Here is a 16,712-nt window from a genome sequence, read left to right as displayed (position 1 = left end):
GGCTTGTTTGACCATTGCAGCCAATACATCGATACCTTGCTCAGCATTAGCAGCAAGCCCTGATGTCAGGACTCTTTCGCATCCAAGTGTAATGATTTGTTCTAATGCTGCTTGGAAATCAGAGCTTTGATCGATGGCTCTGTGGAAGGTAATCCCAAGCTTTAACGAGTGCGCTTTGTCAGCCAGTTGTTGCATCTTTGGCATATCAATACTTCCGTTCGGCGCTAACACACCAAGTACGACCCCATCCAATCCTGCATTTGCGCAAGCTTCAATATCTTCAAGCATACAGAGCATATCGTCGTTATCGAAAATGAAGTCGCCTTGTCTTGGGCGTATCATAGCGTAGACCGGAACCGACGAAACTATTGCCGCTTGTTTCATCATTCCGAAGCTTGGAGTTAATCCGCCAAGTGCTAATGAAGAGCAAAGCTCAATTCGATTCGCGCCACCAGATAGTGCGGTATGAAGAGATTCTAAGTTATCGATACAGACTTCAATTTCGGTGTTCATCGTGTTTATCCGTTCAAAAAGATACTGATGAAATAATAGCAATCTAGGTGTGATTCTGAATAGATGGGGATAAGGGAAAATAGAGGTAAAGTTTAGGTTTATCGCTACCTCAATTATCTATTACAAGAGTCAGTCTAGGGGAGCGAGGAGAGGGAAAACAAAAAGCCCGAAGCGTTAACTTCGGGCTTTTAATAGGACTTTACTTCTTAACTGATTGGCGGTGCGCTTTGCGCTATTAGCTTATGCTTTATGTCTCTTTAAAGAGAATCTTCCAACCATTAACCCGCGTTGAGTTCGGGCTTAAGAGGTAATTACTTGCTTAGGTCGTCAGCGTGCTCAGATAGGAATGCTGCAACACCTTTTGGAGATGCGTCCATACCTGATTTGCCTTCTTCCCATTGTGCAGGACAAACTTCACCGTTCTTCTCGTGGAAGTTTAGTGCGTCTACCATGCGTAGCATTTCGTCGATGTTACGACCTAGTGGAAGATCGTTAACTACTTGGTGACGTACAAGACCGTCAGCGTCGATTAGGAAAGAACCACGGAAAGCAACGCCTGCTTCTGGGTGCTCAACATCGTATGCTTTGCAGATCTCGTGCTTAACGTCAGCAATTAGAGGGTATTTAACTTGACCGATACCGCCATCAGCGATAGCAGTGTTACGCCATGCGTTGTGAGAGAATTGAGAATCGATAGAAACACCGATTACTTCAACGCCTTTAGCTTGGAAATCTTCAAGACGGTTGTCGAAAGCGATTAGCTCTGAAGGACAAACGAAAGTGAAGTCTAGTGGGTAGAAGAAAACTACAGCTTTCTTACCTTTAGTGAATTCTGCGAAGTTGAAGTTATCAACGATCTCACCGTTACCTAGAACAGCTGCTGCAGTAAAGTCAGGGGCTTGACGACCTACTAGTACCATTTTGGAATCTCCTAAAAAATTAGTTGGCCCAACACATCTTTGTTTGGGCTCCGTTTCTACGGGACAAACTATAGTACAATCGGTACTATAGAAAAAAGCGAATTAAATAGATTAAGTTAATCGAAAAAAGCGATAAGCTTATTCTTTGTCCTGTCCTTAGGTCGAATGACCTTTACCTAACTTATCCTACTCATATTACAAAGTAATTTCATGAATAAATGGCCAAGTCTTAAGCAACTTCACTATCTTGTTACTCTTCACGAAACTCGTCATTTCAGTGATGCCGCAGATCGCTGTTTCGTCAGTCAATCTACGCTAAGTAAAGGCATTCAAAACCTAGAAGAGCTGATTGGTTGCCCGCTTTATGAGAAGAAAGATAAAAAGAGCCCGCTAGTTTTCACGCAAGCAGGTGAGCTAGTGGTCAAGCACGGTCGAGAGCTACTAGCGAAAGGACAAGATCTCGTAGAGCTTGGAAATCTATGTAACGGGGATGCGATGCAAGGGCAGCTGCGAGTCGGGTGTATTCCTACTATAGCGCCGTTCCTTTTGTGCGATTTGGTACAGGAAGCCAACCAGCGCTTTCCACAATTAAATTTGCTGTTACGTGAAGACACAACGACCAACCTATTGGCTGCGCTGCGTCATGGAGACTTAGATGTGCTGATTCTGGCTTTGCCTGTCGATATCGACAATATGGAAAGCCAAGTTGTTGGGCAAGACCCTTTCCGGATGGTGATCAGTCGCAATCAAGCTGATGGTATTCGCGTTCCGATTAAATACGATGACCTGCCAGACGAATCTGTATTTTTGTTGGAGAACGAGCATTGCTTAACCGAGCATGCTGTGTCGGCTTGTAAGTTAACGGATAAAGAGAAGATCAACCCGTTCACTGCGACGAGCCTTCACACATTGGTGCAAATGGTGGCCAATGGTTTAGGAACCACCTTTATTCCGCAAATGGCGATCGACCACGGTTTATTGGAAAACCAGAATCTCGTTGTGATCGATCCTCCTGGTCAGCAGGCCTACCGAGATATTGGCCTTGTCTGGCGACCAAGCTCTTCGCGTCGTGAGACATTCCATCAATTAGCGGATGTGGTATCTGAGCTTCTATAATAATCCGCTGCGACAACAATCCCTCTGAGCGGCTGAATTGGCCGCTCTTCTTTATATCAATTCCGAGCGTTACTCTACTTCCGCTTCTTCTGGCTCTACTTCTTCTTGCAGCTCCAGTAAATTGATCGCTATCGTGACAAAATCGCTGTCTGTAATAATGCCTACTAGTTCGTGGTTTTCTACGACAGGTAAACAGCCCACTTTATGTTTCTGCATGTAGATAGCCGATTCTTTTAATCCTGCACGCGGCTCTACCGACATAACACTTTTGTGCATGATGTCGTTGAGGGGAGTAGCAAGAGTAAAAGATTGAGCTTGTGGGATGTTTTGTAGGCTGGATTCTTGAGCGGCGAGAACGTCTCGCTGTGTGACGACACCTAGTAGTTGCCTGTCGGAATCGACGACCGGAATATGGCGGATATCAAGTGCTTCCATCATGTGCTTAGCATCGGCCAGTGAGTGTGAGCGCAATAGGGTATGAGGGTTGCGAGTCATCATATCTTCAACCTTGATCATACGAACCTCCTTCTTTTTTATTTGTTGCTATTACTATAGTTTTTTATCCAAAAAATAACTGAGATCTGACGCATTCTTGGGTGAGTTTTATGCAACTAATTCTTTAGCTTGAGGAGGTGAATCAGTCGCATTATTTTACGCCTCTTTACAATAATCCAGTGCTGTAAACCTTGCTATTGCGGCTCGTGTGCCTATACTAGCCCACTGCGAAATTTTTAGTCGTGTTTGCGATGTGTTTCTGGTAACGATTGACTTACCGTAACGATTATCCAGCAACTACGATTTATGATTCGTCAACGGCACAAATCTCATCAACTAAGACAAGACTAGACACATGCAAGTTTCAGATTTTCACTTTGACCTACCAGATGAACTTATTGCTCGTTACCCTCAAGAAGAGCGTACAGCAAGCCGCCTACTTAAATTAGACGGCAATAATGGCAACCTGACGGATGGTTCGTTTAAAGACGTTTTAGACTTGGTTGAGCCAGGCGATCTTGTTGTTTTCAATAACACTCGAGTGATTCCAGCTCGCGTGTTCGGTCGCAAGGCATCAGGCGGTAAGCTTGAAGTGCTGGTTGAACGTATGCTTGATGAGAAAAGCATTCTTGCGCATGTTCGTTGTTCTAAATCACCGAAGCCGGGTACCAAGTTGTTCCTTGGTGAGAACGATGAATATGAAGCTGAAATGGTGGCGCGTCACGATGCGTTATTCGAAATCCATTTCACATCTGATCAAAGCGTTTTAGAGATTCTTAACAGTGTTGGTCACATGCCACTGCCTCCTTACATCGATCGTCCTGATGAAGATGCAGATAAAGAGCGCTACCAGACTGTCTATAATGAAAAGCCCGGTGCGGTTGCAGCGCCAACAGCAGGCCTTCACTTTGATGACAAGCTAATGGCTGACATGAAAGAAAAAGGTGTTGAGTTTGCTTACGTGACGCTTCATGTTGGTGCTGGTACGTTCCAGCCAGTAAAAGTTGATAATATTAACGATCACCACATGCATGCTGAGTACGTTGAAGTGCCGCAAGAAGTGGTTGACGCCGTAGCTGCAGCAAAAGCCCGTGGCGGCCGTATTATTGCTGTTGGTACAACATCAGTACGCTCACTAGAAAGTGCAGCTCAAGATGCATTGAAGAAAGGCACTGAGTTCGTTCCTTTCTTTGGTGATACAGAAATCTTCATCTTCCCTGGCTATGAATACCAGTTGGTGGATTGCTTGATTACCAACTTCCACTTGCCAGAATCAACACTGATTATGTTGGTGAGTGCATTTGCAGGTTACGACAACGTGATGGGCGCATACGATCACGCAGTGAAGAGCGAATACCGTTTCTTCAGCTACGGCGATGCTATGTTCATCAATAAGAAAACGAGCTAATTTAAGCAGGTTTAAGCGATACAAAAATTTACGGGTGCTAGCAGTAAGCTAGGAGTCGGGCAGGGTGTCTGTCTAATCTCTCGCAAGGAATACGCGACCGCTCCTCATAGAACCCACTAGACTGAACTTTTGTTTGGCCTAAGGTTCTGAATTAACAGTCAGATTGTTTCTCTGGCATATTGGAGGCTTCGTGAAATTAAAATACGAACTTAAAAAAACTAATAGCGGCGCACGTCGTGGTCAACTTCAGTTTGAACGCGGTACCGTTGAAACCCCAGCATTCATGCCTGTAGGTACTTACGGTACTGTTAAAGGTATGACACCTGAAGAAGTAAAAGACACAGGTGCTGAAATCCTATTAGGTAACACATTCCACCTATGGCTACGTCCTGGTCAAGAAATCATGAAAATGCACGGTGACCTGCACGATTTCATGAACTGGCACGGTCCTATCCTGACTGATTCAGGCGGCTTCCAAGTATTCAGCCTAGGTGCAATGCGTAAAATCACTGAAGAGGGTGTTCATTTCCGTAACCCTGTAAACGGTGACAAGATCTTCATGGACGCTGAGAAGTCTATGGAAATCCAAAAAGATTTAGGTTCAGACATCGTAATGATCTTCGATGAGTGTACGCCTTACCCAGCGACACACAAAGAAGCAAAAGACTCCATGGAGATGTCTCTTCGTTGGGCTGAGCGTTCACGTAACCACTTCGACAAACTTGAAAACCCGAACTCACTGTTCGGTATCGTTCAAGGTGGCGTGTACGAAGACCTTCGTGATGTATCCGTTAAAGGCCTAACAGAAATTGGTTTTGACGGTTACGCAGTAGGTGGCCTAGCAGTAGGCGAACCAAAAGAAGATATGCACCGCATTCTTGAGCACACATGTCCTCAACTGCCAGAAGATAAGCCACGTTACCTAATGGGCGTAGGCAAACCGGAAGACTTGGTTGAAGGTGTTCGTCGCGGTATCGACATGTTTGACTGTGTAATGCCAACGCGAAATGCACGTAACGGCCACCTGTTTGTGACTGAAGGTGTGATCAAGATCCGTAATGCGAAGCATAAAACCGATACAACACCACTAGATTCAGAGTGTGACTGTTACACTTGTAAGAACTACAGCAAGTCGTACTTACACCATTTGGATCGTTGTAACGAAATCCTAGGTGCTCGACTGAACACGATTCATAACCTGCGTTTCTACCAACGAGTAATGTCAGACATTCGTCAGTCTATCGATGAAGACCGCTTTGAAGAGTTCGTTGCAGAGTTCTACGCAAGAATGGGGCGTGAAGTGCCACCACTAGGTAAAGAATCTTAGTATTTCTTTTTTGCGAGCCCTATCTCTCTTCCGAGTGATGGGGCTTGAAAATAAAGGGATGCAACCCAATTAGACAAACAATTACGAAAATATAAATAGAGGATGTTTTAAATGTTTATTTCTCAAGCTCACGCAGCAGCAGAAGGTGCACCAGCAGGCGGCGGTTTCGAAATGCTTATCATGCTAGGTATGTTCGCTGTGATCTTCTACTTCATGATCTACCGTCCACAAGCTAAGCGTGTTAAAGAGCACAAGAACCTTATGTCTTCTATGGGCAAAGGCGATGAAGTTCTTACAAGCGGCGGCCTAATCGGCAAGATCACTAAGATTGCAGAAGACAGTGACTACGTTGCTATCGAACTGAATGCAAACAACGAAGTAGTTATCAAGAAAGACTTCGTTACAGCAGTGCTACCAAAAGGTACTCTGAAATCTCTATAAACAGCTAGAGGATCCTCGCTGTGCTAAACCGTTACCCGTTATGGAAGTACCTGATGGTGGTGTTTACTATCGCCATCGCTGCGTTGTACGCACTTCCGAATATATACGGTGAAGATCCGGCAGTTCAAGTTACAGGGGCGCGCGGCGCCTCTGTAGATATGTCTACGCTGGATGCTGTCACCAATGCTCTTGAAGCTGAAAACCTTTCTACTAAATCCGTTGCTCTAGAAAACGGTTCCATTCTTGTTCGCTTTAACGATACAGACTCTCAAATCAGTGCCCGTGATGTCATCACTGAAGCATTAGATGAAGATGTAATCGTTGCTTTAAACTTAGCGGCTTCAACTCCTGATTGGCTTGAATCTATTGGTGCTGCACCAATGAAGCTTGGTCTTGACCTACGTGGTGGTGTTCACTTCTTGATGGAAGTGGATATGGACGCTGCGATGCAAAAGCTGGTTGGCCAACAAGAAGAAGCGTTCCGTAGTGAACTTCGTGAAGAGAAAATCCGTTACCGTGCAATTCGCCCGTCTGGTAAAGATGCGGTTGAAGTGATTCTACGTAACGCCGAGCAACTTGCTGAAGCTAAATCGCTACTGCAATCTAAGCACCAAGACATGACGTTTGTAGATTCTGAATCTAATGGTCGTTTTTCTTTGGTTGCTAGCTTCACAGAGACTCGTCTTCAAGAAATCCGCAACTATGCGGTAGAGCAAAACATTACCATTCTACGTAACCGTGTTAACGAACTTGGTGTTGCTGAACCTTTGGTTCAACGTCAAGGCTCTAGCCGTATCGTAGTGGAATTGCCTGGTGTTCAAGACACGGCTCGCGCTAAAGAAATTCTTGGTGCTACCGCGACGCTTGAGTTCCGTGAAGTGGATAGCAGTGCTGACTTAGCCGCTGCCGCTTCTGGTCGTGCCCCTGCGGGTAGCGAAATCAAGCAAGATCGTGATGGTCGTCCTGTGGTACTTAAGAAGCGCGTTATTCTAGGCGGCTCAAGTATTACTGATGCAAGCTCAAGTGTTGATGAATATGGTCGTCCTCAAGTTAACATCTCGCTAGACAGCGAAGGTGGTAGCAAGATGTCTGCATTCTCTCGTCAGAATATCGGTAAGCTAATGGCAACGGTATTTGCAGAGTACAAAGACAGCGGTCGTAAAACACCGGAAGGTCGAGTTATCTTGAGTAAGCACGAAGAAGTGATTAACCAAGCGACGATTCAATCTGCGCTAGGCCGTAACTTCCGTATTACTGGTATCGATTCAACGGCTGAAGCTCATAACTTGGCACTTCTACTGCGTGCTGGTGCATTGATTGCGCCTATCTCGATTGTAGAAGAACGTACCATTGGTCCATCTATGGGGCAGCAAAACATCGATATGGGTATCATGGCGATGGTTTGGGGTATGGCTGCTGTAATGCTGTTTACGCTGCTTTACTACCGTAGCTTTGGTCTGATTGCGAACGTTGCGCTAATGGCTAACTTGGTGTTGATTATCGGTGTTATGTCGATGATTCCGGGGGCTACCATGACCCTACCAGGTATTGCCGGTATCGTATTAACGGTTGGTATGGCGGTTGATGCGAACGTTCTGATCTTTGAGCGTATACGTGAAGAGCTTCGAGATGGACGCAGTCCACAACAAGCGATTCACCAAGGTTACGCGAACGCATTCAGCACAATCGCCGATGCCAACATCACCACACTACTAACAGCAATCATTCTATTTGCTGTGGGTACGGGTGCTATCAAAGGCTTCGCGGTAACGCTGTCTATCGGTATCTTGACTTCAATGTTTACAGCTATTATCGGAACACGTTGTATCGTGAACCTGATGTATGGCGGCAAACGCGTTAAAAAACTGTCGATCTAAGGCTAGGAATTAATATGTTTCAGATTCTAAAAGCAGACAAAATGATCGACTTTATGCGTTGGTCAAAGGTTGCCTTTGTTTTTTCTATCTTGATGATTGGTACTGCTATCTTCACCCTAACAACGAAATCGTTGAACTGGGGTCTAGATTTTACTGGCGGTACTCTGATTGAAGTTGGTTTTGAACAACCGGCACACCTTCCTGATATTCGTAGTGCACTAGAAGCCGAAGGCTTTGGTGATGCGACGGTACAGAACTTCGGTTCAGCTCGTGATGTGATGGTTCGTTTACGTCCACGTGATGGCGTAGCGGGCGAAACGCTTGGTAACCAAATCCTTTCTGCTATTGAGAATGGTACTGGTGAGCAAGTTGAAATGCGTCGTATCGAGTTCGTTGGTCCTAACGTGGGTGACGAATTAACAGAAGCGGGTGGCCTTGCTATCCTAGTTTCTCTTATCTGTATCTTGATCTACGTATCAGTGCGATTTGAATGGCGTTTGGCTGCGGGTGCAGTATTAGCACTGGCGCACGACGTTATCATCACTCTGGGTGTGTTCTCTCTAATGCAAATTGAGGTCGACCTTACCATCGTAGCAGCCTTGCTAACGGTCGTCGGTTACTCCCTCAACGATACCATTGTTGTATTCGACCGTATTCGTGAGAACTTCCGTAAGATGCGTAAGGGTGAAGCGCCTGAAGTACTGAACAGCTCAATCACACAAACATTGAGCCGTACATTGATCACTTCTGGTACCACGTTATTCGTAGTTATCGCACTGTTCGTTCAGGGCGGCGCTATGATCCACGGCTTCGCGACTGCACTTTTATTGGGTATTACGGTTGGTACTTACTCTTCTATCTACGTTGCATCTGCACTGGCTATGAAGTTAGGTATTACGCGTGAACACCTAATGCCACCACAAGTGGACAAAGAAGGTGAAGAGTTTGACGAGATGCCTTAGGCCTTGGCTTAATAAGTTTCGCTAAACCAAAAAAACCGCTAGGCAACTAGCGGTTTTTTTACGTCTGTATTCTAGGGAAGCTCAATACAATTTAGCGTTGAAGTATGTTGAACTTCATTTCACTAAGAGACATCCTGATCGTATCTCGTATCTCGTATCTCGTATCTCGTATCTCGTATCTCGTATCTCGTATCTCGTATCGCAGATACAAAAAAGCCTCGCTATAGCTATATAGCGAGGCTTTGGAATTTTTATGCGCCCTTAAAATAGGGAGCGTTAACGTAAGGTCTGAATTACTTCAGCATACCTTCGTTAGCGTTCTCACGAACGTGCTTAAGAATAGACTTAACACCACGTGCGCTTGAAGCAACAACATTACCAGAAGTCATGTAATCAGTACCGCCAGCAAAGTCAGTCATGATAGCACCAGCTTCACGAGCGATTAGATCGCCAGCTGCTAGATCCCATGGCTTAAGGCCAAGTTCTAGGTAACCATCAACACGGCCAGCTGCTAGGTAACATAGGTCAAGAGCAGGAGAACCTGTACGACGGAAATCAGCACAGTCGATGAATAGACCAGAGATGATCTTCATGAAAGATTCAGAGTGTTGTTTTTGCTTGAATGGGAAACCAGTCGCTAGAACAGTACCTTGAAGGTCTTTTAGTTGAGTAACACGCATACGAGCGTTGTTAAGTTGAGCGCCAGCGCCACGTTGAGCTGTGAATAGCTCGTTTAGCATTGGGTCATAAACACAAGCAACTTCTGTACGACCGTTCATGCGAACAGCGATAGATACAGAGAAGTGAGGGAAACCTTTTACAAAGTTGTTGGTGCCATCCAGTGGGTCAACGATCCATTGTACATCAGAGTCTTTACCTTCAGTCAGGCCTTTCTCTTCAGAAATAATGCTGTGCTCTGGGTAAGATGCTTTGATTGTCTCAATGATCATGTACTCAGCTTCTTGAGCAATGTTAGTAACGTAATCGTTGTTACCTTTTAGAGACGATTCGATCTTATCAGTTGTTTCTAGAGATTTAGCAATATGGTTGCCAGCTTTACGCGCAGCGCGTATCGCAATGTTTAGCATTGGATGCATATGGTTTTTCCCACAAGATGTTAAAGAACAATTTAAAGCGGCGGCGAGTATACCAAAGTTTTACCAAAAGGGAAGTGGTTATTTTTTGAACTCTTGGTTTCACATTACGCGAAGGGTCTGACCATTTTACTTTGCTATGTGTTAATATCTCGCGATTATTTTTAAAGTGGTGTCATATAGCATGTTAGACAATGTAAAAGTCGTTCTGGTTGGTACGTCTCATTCGGGAAATATCGGATCAGCAGCTCGCGCAATGAAAGTGATGGGTTTGAGTCAATTAGTTCTTGTAGACCCTCAATGTGAAGTTGACGAGCAGACCTTAGCACTGGCTGCGGGTGCAGGTGACATCGCAGAAAACGCGACCATCGTTTCTACATTAGACGAAGCCGTAAAAGACTGTGGTTTAGTGGTTGGTTCGAGTGCACGTTCACGTACGCTTGAATGGCCAATGCTTGAGCCTCGTGAGTGTGGACAAAAGTTTGCGATTGAAGGTCAAAAGCACCCAGTCGCATTAGTGTTCGGCCGTGAACGTACTGGCTTGACTAACGATGAGCTTCAGAAGTGCCACTTCCATGTATGTATCCCAGCTAACCCTGAATACAGCTCGCTAAACCTAGCAATGGCAGTGCAGACTCTGAGCTACGAAGTGCGTGTAGCTCACCTTGATATGGTCGCTAGCCAATATCAGCCACAGCAACAAGATGAGTACCCTCGTCACGAAGAACTAGAAATGTTCTATGAGCACCTTGAAAAAGTGATCATTGATACCCAATTTATCTCTAAGGATAAGCCAGGTCAGGTGATGAATAAACTACGTCGTCTGTTCAGTCGAGCTCGTCCAGAGTTGCAAGAGATCAACACTCTACGCGGCATTTTGACTTCAATTGAGAAGAGCAAAAACGACAAATAAAAACCACACAAACCCTAAGGGTGAATACTTGACTAAAATAGTCAACTAAATACTTGACCAATTTAGTCAGGTATGGGAAGATTCCAACCACATAAACAATGTGGATTCGGTGTGATATGAAACTTACATCTAAAGGAAGATATGCGGTAACAGCTATGCTAGATGTAGCACTGCATTCGCAAAAAAGCCCAGTTCCTCTGGCTGATATTTCAGAGCGACAGGGCATCTCATTATCTTACTTAGAACAGCTATTTTCTAAGTTACGTAAAGCTGGCTTAGTTGCTAGTGTTCGTGGTCCTGGCGGTGGTTACCGTTTAGGTGCTGAAGCGAGCGACATCGCTGTCGGAACTGTAATTGCTGCAGTAGACGAATCAGTTGATGCAACTAAGTGTCACGGTCGAGCAGATTGCCAAGGTGGTAGTCGTTGTTTAACTCACACTCTTTGGCGTGATTTAAGCTCCCGAATCAGCAGCTTCTTAAATGACATTACGCTCGGTGAGCTAATGAAAGATAACGAAGTTTTAGAGATTTCTGATCGTCAAGATATCGATCTTGCGGTTAATAATGGTTTTGCACATAAAAATACGAGCACTACAACGATTAGTGCAGCACCTCACGGTGTTAATGCCCGCTCTTAGCGGTCAGTTTTTACATTGGAGTAGAAAATGAAACTGCCTATTTACTTTGACTATTCAGCTACATGCCCAGTCGATCCACGTGTTGCTGAAAAAATGGTTCAGTGCATGACGATGGACGGTAACTTCGGTAACCCTGCATCTCGTTCACACCGTTACGGCTGGCAGGCAGAAGAATCAGTAGATAATGCTCGTGAGCAAATTGCTGACCTACTAAATGCAGACCCACGTGAGATTGTTTTCACGTCAGGTGCTACAGAGTCAGACAACCTTGCTATCAAAGGTGCAGCGCACTTTTACGAGAAGAAAGGTAAGCACGTAATCACGTGCAAAACAGAACATAAAGCGGTTCTTGATCCATGTCGCCAACTAGAGCGTGAAGGTTTTGAGGTTACATATCTTGAGCCAGAAGCTAACGGCATCATCGATCTAGACAAGCTACAAGCTGCAATGCGTGAAGACACTGTTCTAGTTTCTATTATGCACGTTAACAACGAGATTGGTGTAATCCAAGATATCTCTGCAATCGGCGAATTATGTCGTTCACGCAAGATCATCTTCCACGTTGATGCGGCTCAGTCTGCGGGTAAAATCCCACTAGATGTAAAAGAGATGAAAGTTGACCTTATCTCTCTTTCTGCACACAAAGCATACGGCCCTAAAGGCATTGGTGCTTTGTACGTTCGTCGTAAGCCACGTATTCGTCTTGAAGCACAGATGCACGGTGGAGGTCACGAACGTGGTTTCCGTTCTGGTACGCTTGCTACTCACCAAATCGTGGGTATGGGTGAAGCTTTTGCTGTCGCTAAACAAGACATGCAGAAAGATTATGACCACGCACTAGCACTTCGCGAGCGTCTATTGAAAGGGGTTCAAGATCTAGAAGCAGTAACGGTAAATGGCGACTTAGATCAACGTGTACCACATAACCTAAACGTGAGCTTTGCTTTCGTTGAAGGTGAATCTCTGCTTATGTCTTTAAAAGACTTAGCGGTATCATCAGGTTCTGCATGTACATCAGCAAGCTTAGAGCCATCGTACGTTCTACGCGCTCTTGGCTTAAACGATGAACTGGCACACAGCTCAGTACGTTTTTCATTCGGCCGTTTCACTACGGAAGAAGAAATCGACTACGCGATTGCACAAATCCGTGTAGCAGTAAATAAATTACGCGACATGTCTCCTCTATGGGATATGTATAAAGAAGGGATTGATTTGAACACTGTTGAGTGGGCTCATCACTAATCTCACGGAAATAGAGGATTCGAGGTAACTATCATGGCATATAGCGAAAAAGTAATTGATCACTACGAAAACCCACGTAACGTAGGTTCGTTTGATAAAGAAGATCCAAGTGTAGGTAGCGGCATGGTTGGCGCACCAGCTTGTGGTGACGTAATGAAACTGCAAATCAAAGTATCTGCAGAAGGTATTATTGAAGACGCAAAATTCAAGACTTACGGTTGCGGTAGCGCAATCGCTTCTAGCTCACTAGTCACTGAGTGGGTTAAAGGTAAAAGTATTGATGAAGCAGCTGCTATTAAAAACTCTGAAATCGCAGAAGAGCTAGAGTTGCCACCAGTGAAAGTTCACTGTTCAATTCTTGCTGAAGATGCAATCAAAGCAGCGGTTGCGGATTACAAAAAGAAGCACTAATCGTTTCTACAACGTAATCACTTCAAAAAAGTAATATTTGGGAGCACCCTTTGTGCTCCCCCTGAGTTCTCAATTTATATAAAACACAAGGTTGTAGTATGGCCATCACCATGACAGATACGGCAGCAAGCCGAGTTCAAGCTTTCCTAGATAACCGAGGTAAAGGTATCGGGTTGCGCTTAGCGGTAAAAACTACTGGCTGTTCGGGTATGGCGTATGTACTGGAATTCGTTGACGAGCTCAACGAAGAAGACGAAGTGTTCGAGCATTCAGGTGTTAAGGTCATCATTGATCCAAAGAGCCTAGTTTACCTAGACGGTACTGAGCTTGATTACGTAAAAGAAGGCCTAAACGAAGGTTTTGAATTCAACAACCCTAACGCGAAAGGCGAATGTGGTTGTGGTGAGAGCTTCAATGTATAAACGCCTCAATCGTTGAGCGTTTATAATGAGCGAAGAATAAAATTAGGCTCTAAGTAAAGAGCCTAAACTTAGGACCACCGTTACATGAATCATTTCGAATTATTTGGGCTACCACTTCAGTTTCAACTGGATGGTAGCCTTCTTTCTTCTCAGTTTAGAGATCTGCAACGCCAATTCCACCCTGATAAATTTGCCACGGCTTCTGAGCGAGATCGCTTGCTGGCTGTGCAAAAAGCTGCGCAAATCAATGATGCGTACCAGGTGTTGAAAAATCCAGTCAGCCGCGCTGAATACCTGTTAGTTCAACATGGTGAGGATATTCGTGGTGAGCAGCAGACTATGCAAGATCCTATGTTCCTGATGGAGCAAATGGAATTGCGTGAAGAGCTGGAAGATATCGCCGACAGTTCTGATCCTGAAGATGCTTTGTTTGCATTTGAAGGAAAGGTTAGCAAAATGTATAAACAACAATTAAGCGCTATCCAACAAGAACTCGACAGCGAAGCTTGGTTAGAAGCTGCAGACCGAGTAAGAAAGCTTAAGTTTATTGCAAAATTAAAGAATGAAATCGAGTTAGTTGAAGATCGTTTGATCGGCTAGTTCGTATAACAAGGACACATCCATGGCACTACTTCAGATTGCAGAACCAGGGCAAAGCGCCGCTCCTCACCAGCACAAGCTTGCAGTGGGTATTGATTTAGGTACAACAAACTCATTGGTTGCGTCAGTGCGCAGTGGTGAGGCAAGCACGCTTGTTGATCAACAAGGTCGCAGTATTCTCCCTTCCGTTGTTCACTATCAGTCAGAGTCGTACACCACTGGTGATGAAGCGCGTGTAAATGCACAAATTGATCCTAAAAATACCATTATCTCAGTTAAGCGATTAATCGGTCGTTCACTGTCAGATATTCAACAGCGATACCCATCTCTGCCATATCAGTTTGAAGAAAGTGATAATGGCCTGCCTGTGATTAACACAGCGCAAGGAAATAAGAACCCAATTCAAGTATCTGCAGATATTCTTCGTGCACTCGGTCAACGTGCTGAGTCGACGTTAGGTGGTGAATTGGCTGGTGCCGTGATTACCGTCCCTGCGTACTTTGATGATGCACAACGTGCAGGTACCAAAGACGCAGCGCAACTTGCTGGTCTTCATGTGTTACGTCTTCTTAATGAACCCACTGCAGCTGCGATTGCTTATGGCTTGGATTCAGGTAAAGAAGGGGTAATCGCTGTTTATGACTTAGGCGGTGGTACGTTTGATATCTCTATCCTACGCCTGTCTAAAGGTGTCTTCGAAGTTTTAGCAACCGGTGGTGACTCTGCATTAGGCGGCGATGACTTTGACCATTTAATTGCGGATCATTTCCAAGAGCAAATGGGCTTGTTAGAGCTGACAGCAGAACAGAACCGTATTCTTCTAGACGCAGCAACAGAAGCGAAGATTGGCTTATCTGAAGCTGAAAGCGTTAATGTTGAAGCACTAGGTTGGTCTGGCTCTTTAACTCGTGAAGAGTTCGAAGAGATCATCAAGCCACTAGTTAAGAAAACGCTGCTTTCGTGCCGCCGAGCACTGAAAGATGCGGAAGTTGACGCGGATGAAGTACTAGAAGTCGTGATGGTAGGTGGTTCAACTCGTACCTTACTTGTTCGTGAAATGGTCGGTGGCTTCTTTGGTCGTACTCCATTAACCAGTATTAACCCTGATGAAGTGGTTGCGATTGGCGCATCGATTCAAGCGGATATCTTAGTTGGCAACAAGCCTGACTCTGAGATGCTGCTATTGGATGTTATCCCTCTGTCACTGGGTATCGAAACCATGGGTGGCTTAGTCGAAAAGATCATCCCTCGTAATACCACGATCCCAGTTGCTCGTGCACAAGAGTTTACCACGTTCAAAGACGGTCAAACTGCAATGACAGTACACACCGTGCAAGGCGAGCGTGAGATGGTTGATGACTGTCGTTCACTGGCTCGATTTGCTCTGAAAGGCATCCCGCCGATGACTGCAGGTGCTGCTCATATTCGTGTTACTTACCAAGTGGATGCTGATGGCCTGCTATCGGTTACCGCAATGGAGAAGAGCACTGGCGTTCAAGCTGAAATCCAAGTTAAGCCTTCTTACGGTCTAAGCGACAACGAAGTGGCTAGCATGCTGAAAGATTCGATGACGTTTGCAAAAGAAGACATGCAAGCGCGTGCTCTTGCTGAGCAACGCGTAGAAGCGGATCGCGTTATCGAAGGCCTTATCGCTGCAATGCAAGCCGACGGTGACGAGCTACTTGATGAGCAAGGCAAACAACAACTTGTTCAAGCGATTGAAGCACTGATTGAAGTGCGTAATGGCGACAACGCTGATGCTATTGAACTAGAAATTAAGAATACCGACAAAGCGAGCCAAGACTTTGCTTCTCGTCGTATGGATAAATCAATTCGTGCTGCACTGTCAGGTCAGTCAGTCGATAATATTTAATAGTTAGAGAATAGATAAACATGCCAAAGATTATTGTTTTACCTCACGAAGATCTATGTCCAGAAGGCGCTGTTTTAGAAGCAAAAACTGGTGAGACGGTTCTTGATGTTGCACTGAAGGCCGGTATTGGTATTGAACACGCATGTGAGAAATCGTGCGCATGTACAACATGTCATGTTGTGATTCGTGAAGGTTTTGATTCTTTAGAAGAGAGTGATGATCTAGAAGACGACATGCTAGATAAAGCATGGGGCTTAGAGATGGAATCTCGCTTGGGTTGCCAAGCTAAAGTGGCTGATACGGATCTTGTTGTAGAGATTCCAAAGTACACATTGAACCTAGCGTCTGAAGATCACTAAGAACTTCTCTACAGTCATGGTGGTTTCGCCATGACTGAGATAACGGTTTAAAAAAACTGGCCTAGAATATAGAGCATAAAGGTGACCAAGCGTCGCTAATA

Annotated in this window: 18 protein-coding genes; 14 read left to right on the top strand and 4 right to left on the bottom strand. The window is 45.0% G+C overall.

Translation table 11 applies throughout. The features are described from left to right. Positions 1-513: copper homeostasis protein CutC (locus A136_RS11260; protein ID WP_017062840.1), on the bottom strand; the 513-nt coding region annotated here is incomplete at its 3' end. Positions 514-824: 311 nt separating this feature from the next. After that, positions 825-1,433: a peroxiredoxin C gene (locus tag A136_RS11255; protein ID WP_017062526.1), complete on the bottom strand. Its 609-nt coding sequence runs from the start codon at positions 1,431-1,433 to the stop codon at positions 825-827. A 210-nt stretch (positions 1,434-1,643) separates the two neighbouring features. Here A136_RS11255 and A136_RS11250 point away from each other — a divergent pair, with 210 nt between their 5' ends. After that, on the top strand, positions 1,644-2,549 hold the full coding sequence (locus A136_RS11250) for a hydrogen peroxide-inducible genes activator (RefSeq protein ID WP_017062525.1): 906 nt from the start codon (positions 1,644-1,646) through the stop codon (positions 2,547-2,549). Positions 2,550-2,618: 69 nt separating this feature from the next. On the opposite strand, the gene A136_RS11245 is transcribed toward A136_RS11250, so the two are convergent. Beyond that, entirely contained in the window at positions 2,619-3,065 is a 447-nt protein-coding gene (locus A136_RS11245; protein WP_017062524.1) for a CBS domain-containing protein, read from the bottom strand. Positions 3,066-3,399: 334 nt separating this feature from the next. Between A136_RS11245 and queA the strand changes: the two genes are divergently transcribed. From queA to secF, 5 genes are all read left to right on the top strand, one after another. After that, positions 3,400-4,452: a tRNA preQ1(34) S-adenosylmethionine ribosyltransferase-isomerase QueA gene (gene queA / locus A136_RS11240; protein ID WP_017062839.1), complete on the top strand. Its 1,053-nt coding sequence runs from the start codon at positions 3,400-3,402 to the stop codon at positions 4,450-4,452. 190 nt (positions 4,453-4,642) lie between these two features. Beyond that, positions 4,643-5,779: a tRNA guanosine(34) transglycosylase Tgt gene (gene tgt / locus A136_RS11235; protein ID WP_017056177.1), complete on the top strand. Its 1,137-nt coding sequence runs from the start codon at positions 4,643-4,645 to the stop codon at positions 5,777-5,779. Positions 5,780-5,890: 111 nt separating this feature from the next. Next, positions 5,891-6,220: a preprotein translocase subunit YajC gene (gene yajC, locus A136_RS11230; protein WP_010440492.1), complete on the top strand. Its 330-nt coding sequence runs from the start codon at positions 5,891-5,893 to the stop codon at positions 6,218-6,220. A 20-nt stretch (positions 6,221-6,240) separates the two neighbouring features. Further along, positions 6,241-8,097, top strand: a complete 1,857-nt coding sequence (gene secD, locus A136_RS11225; protein WP_081326292.1) for a protein translocase subunit SecD — start codon at positions 6,241-6,243, stop codon at positions 8,095-8,097. A 14-nt stretch (positions 8,098-8,111) separates the two neighbouring features. Then, on the top strand, positions 8,112-9,059 hold the full coding sequence (gene secF, locus A136_RS11220) for a protein translocase subunit SecF (RefSeq protein WP_017062837.1): 948 nt from the start codon (positions 8,112-8,114) through the stop codon (positions 9,057-9,059). Positions 9,060-9,352: 293 nt separating this feature from the next. On the opposite strand, the gene suhB is transcribed toward secF, so the two are convergent. Then, positions 9,353-10,156: an inositol-1-monophosphatase gene (gene suhB / locus A136_RS11215; protein ID WP_017062836.1), complete on the bottom strand. Its 804-nt coding sequence runs from the start codon at positions 10,154-10,156 to the stop codon at positions 9,353-9,355. 181 nt (positions 10,157-10,337) lie between these two features. Here suhB and trmJ point away from each other — a divergent pair, with 181 nt between their 5' ends. From trmJ to fdx, 8 genes are all read left to right on the top strand, one after another. Then, positions 10,338-11,066, top strand: coding sequence for a tRNA (cytosine(32)/uridine(32)-2'-O)-methyltransferase TrmJ (gene trmJ / locus A136_RS11210; protein WP_017062835.1), 729 nt, complete (start codon positions 10,338-10,340; stop codon positions 11,064-11,066). A 116-nt stretch (positions 11,067-11,182) separates the two neighbouring features. Beyond that, on the top strand, positions 11,183-11,704 hold the full coding sequence (gene iscR / locus A136_RS11205; RefSeq protein ID WP_010440512.1) for a Fe-S cluster assembly transcriptional regulator IscR: 522 nt from the start codon (positions 11,183-11,185) through the stop codon (positions 11,702-11,704). Positions 11,705-11,731: 27 nt separating this feature from the next. Beyond that, positions 11,732-12,946, top strand: a complete 1,215-nt coding sequence (locus A136_RS11200; RefSeq protein ID WP_010440514.1) for an IscS subfamily cysteine desulfurase — start codon at positions 11,732-11,734, stop codon at positions 12,944-12,946. Between the two features lie 33 nt (positions 12,947-12,979). Beyond that, positions 12,980-13,357: a Fe-S cluster assembly scaffold IscU gene (iscU, locus tag A136_RS11195; RefSeq protein ID WP_004735094.1), complete on the top strand. Its 378-nt coding sequence runs from the start codon at positions 12,980-12,982 to the stop codon at positions 13,355-13,357. Positions 13,358-13,455: 98 nt separating this feature from the next. Further along, a complete protein-coding gene (gene iscA, locus A136_RS11190; RefSeq protein WP_010440519.1) occupies positions 13,456-13,779 on the top strand; it encodes an iron-sulfur cluster assembly protein IscA in 324 nt (107 codons plus the stop codon). Positions 13,780-13,863: 84 nt separating this feature from the next. After that, a complete protein-coding gene (hscB, locus tag A136_RS11185; RefSeq protein WP_010440522.1) occupies positions 13,864-14,379 on the top strand; it encodes a co-chaperone HscB in 516 nt (171 codons plus the stop codon). Between the two features lie 22 nt (positions 14,380-14,401). Continuing rightward, the gene (gene hscA, locus A136_RS11180) at positions 14,402-16,252 is read left to right on the top strand and encodes a Fe-S protein assembly chaperone HscA (RefSeq protein ID WP_017062834.1); all 1,851 of its coding nucleotides are present in this window, start codon (positions 14,402-14,404) and stop codon (positions 16,250-16,252) included. A 20-nt stretch (positions 16,253-16,272) separates the two neighbouring features. Next, entirely contained in the window at positions 16,273-16,611 is a 339-nt protein-coding gene (gene fdx / locus A136_RS11175) for an ISC system 2Fe-2S type ferredoxin (RefSeq protein ID WP_010440525.1), read from the top strand. Positions 16,612-16,712: the final 101 nt, after the last annotated feature.

Source organism: Vibrio crassostreae 9ZC13 (genome assembly GCF_000272045.2).
In the GTDB taxonomy this organism is placed as follows: Bacteria; Pseudomonadota; Gammaproteobacteria; order Enterobacterales; family Vibrionaceae; genus Vibrio; species Vibrio crassostreae_C.
This window is presented reverse-complemented; position numbering and strand designations above follow the sequence as displayed.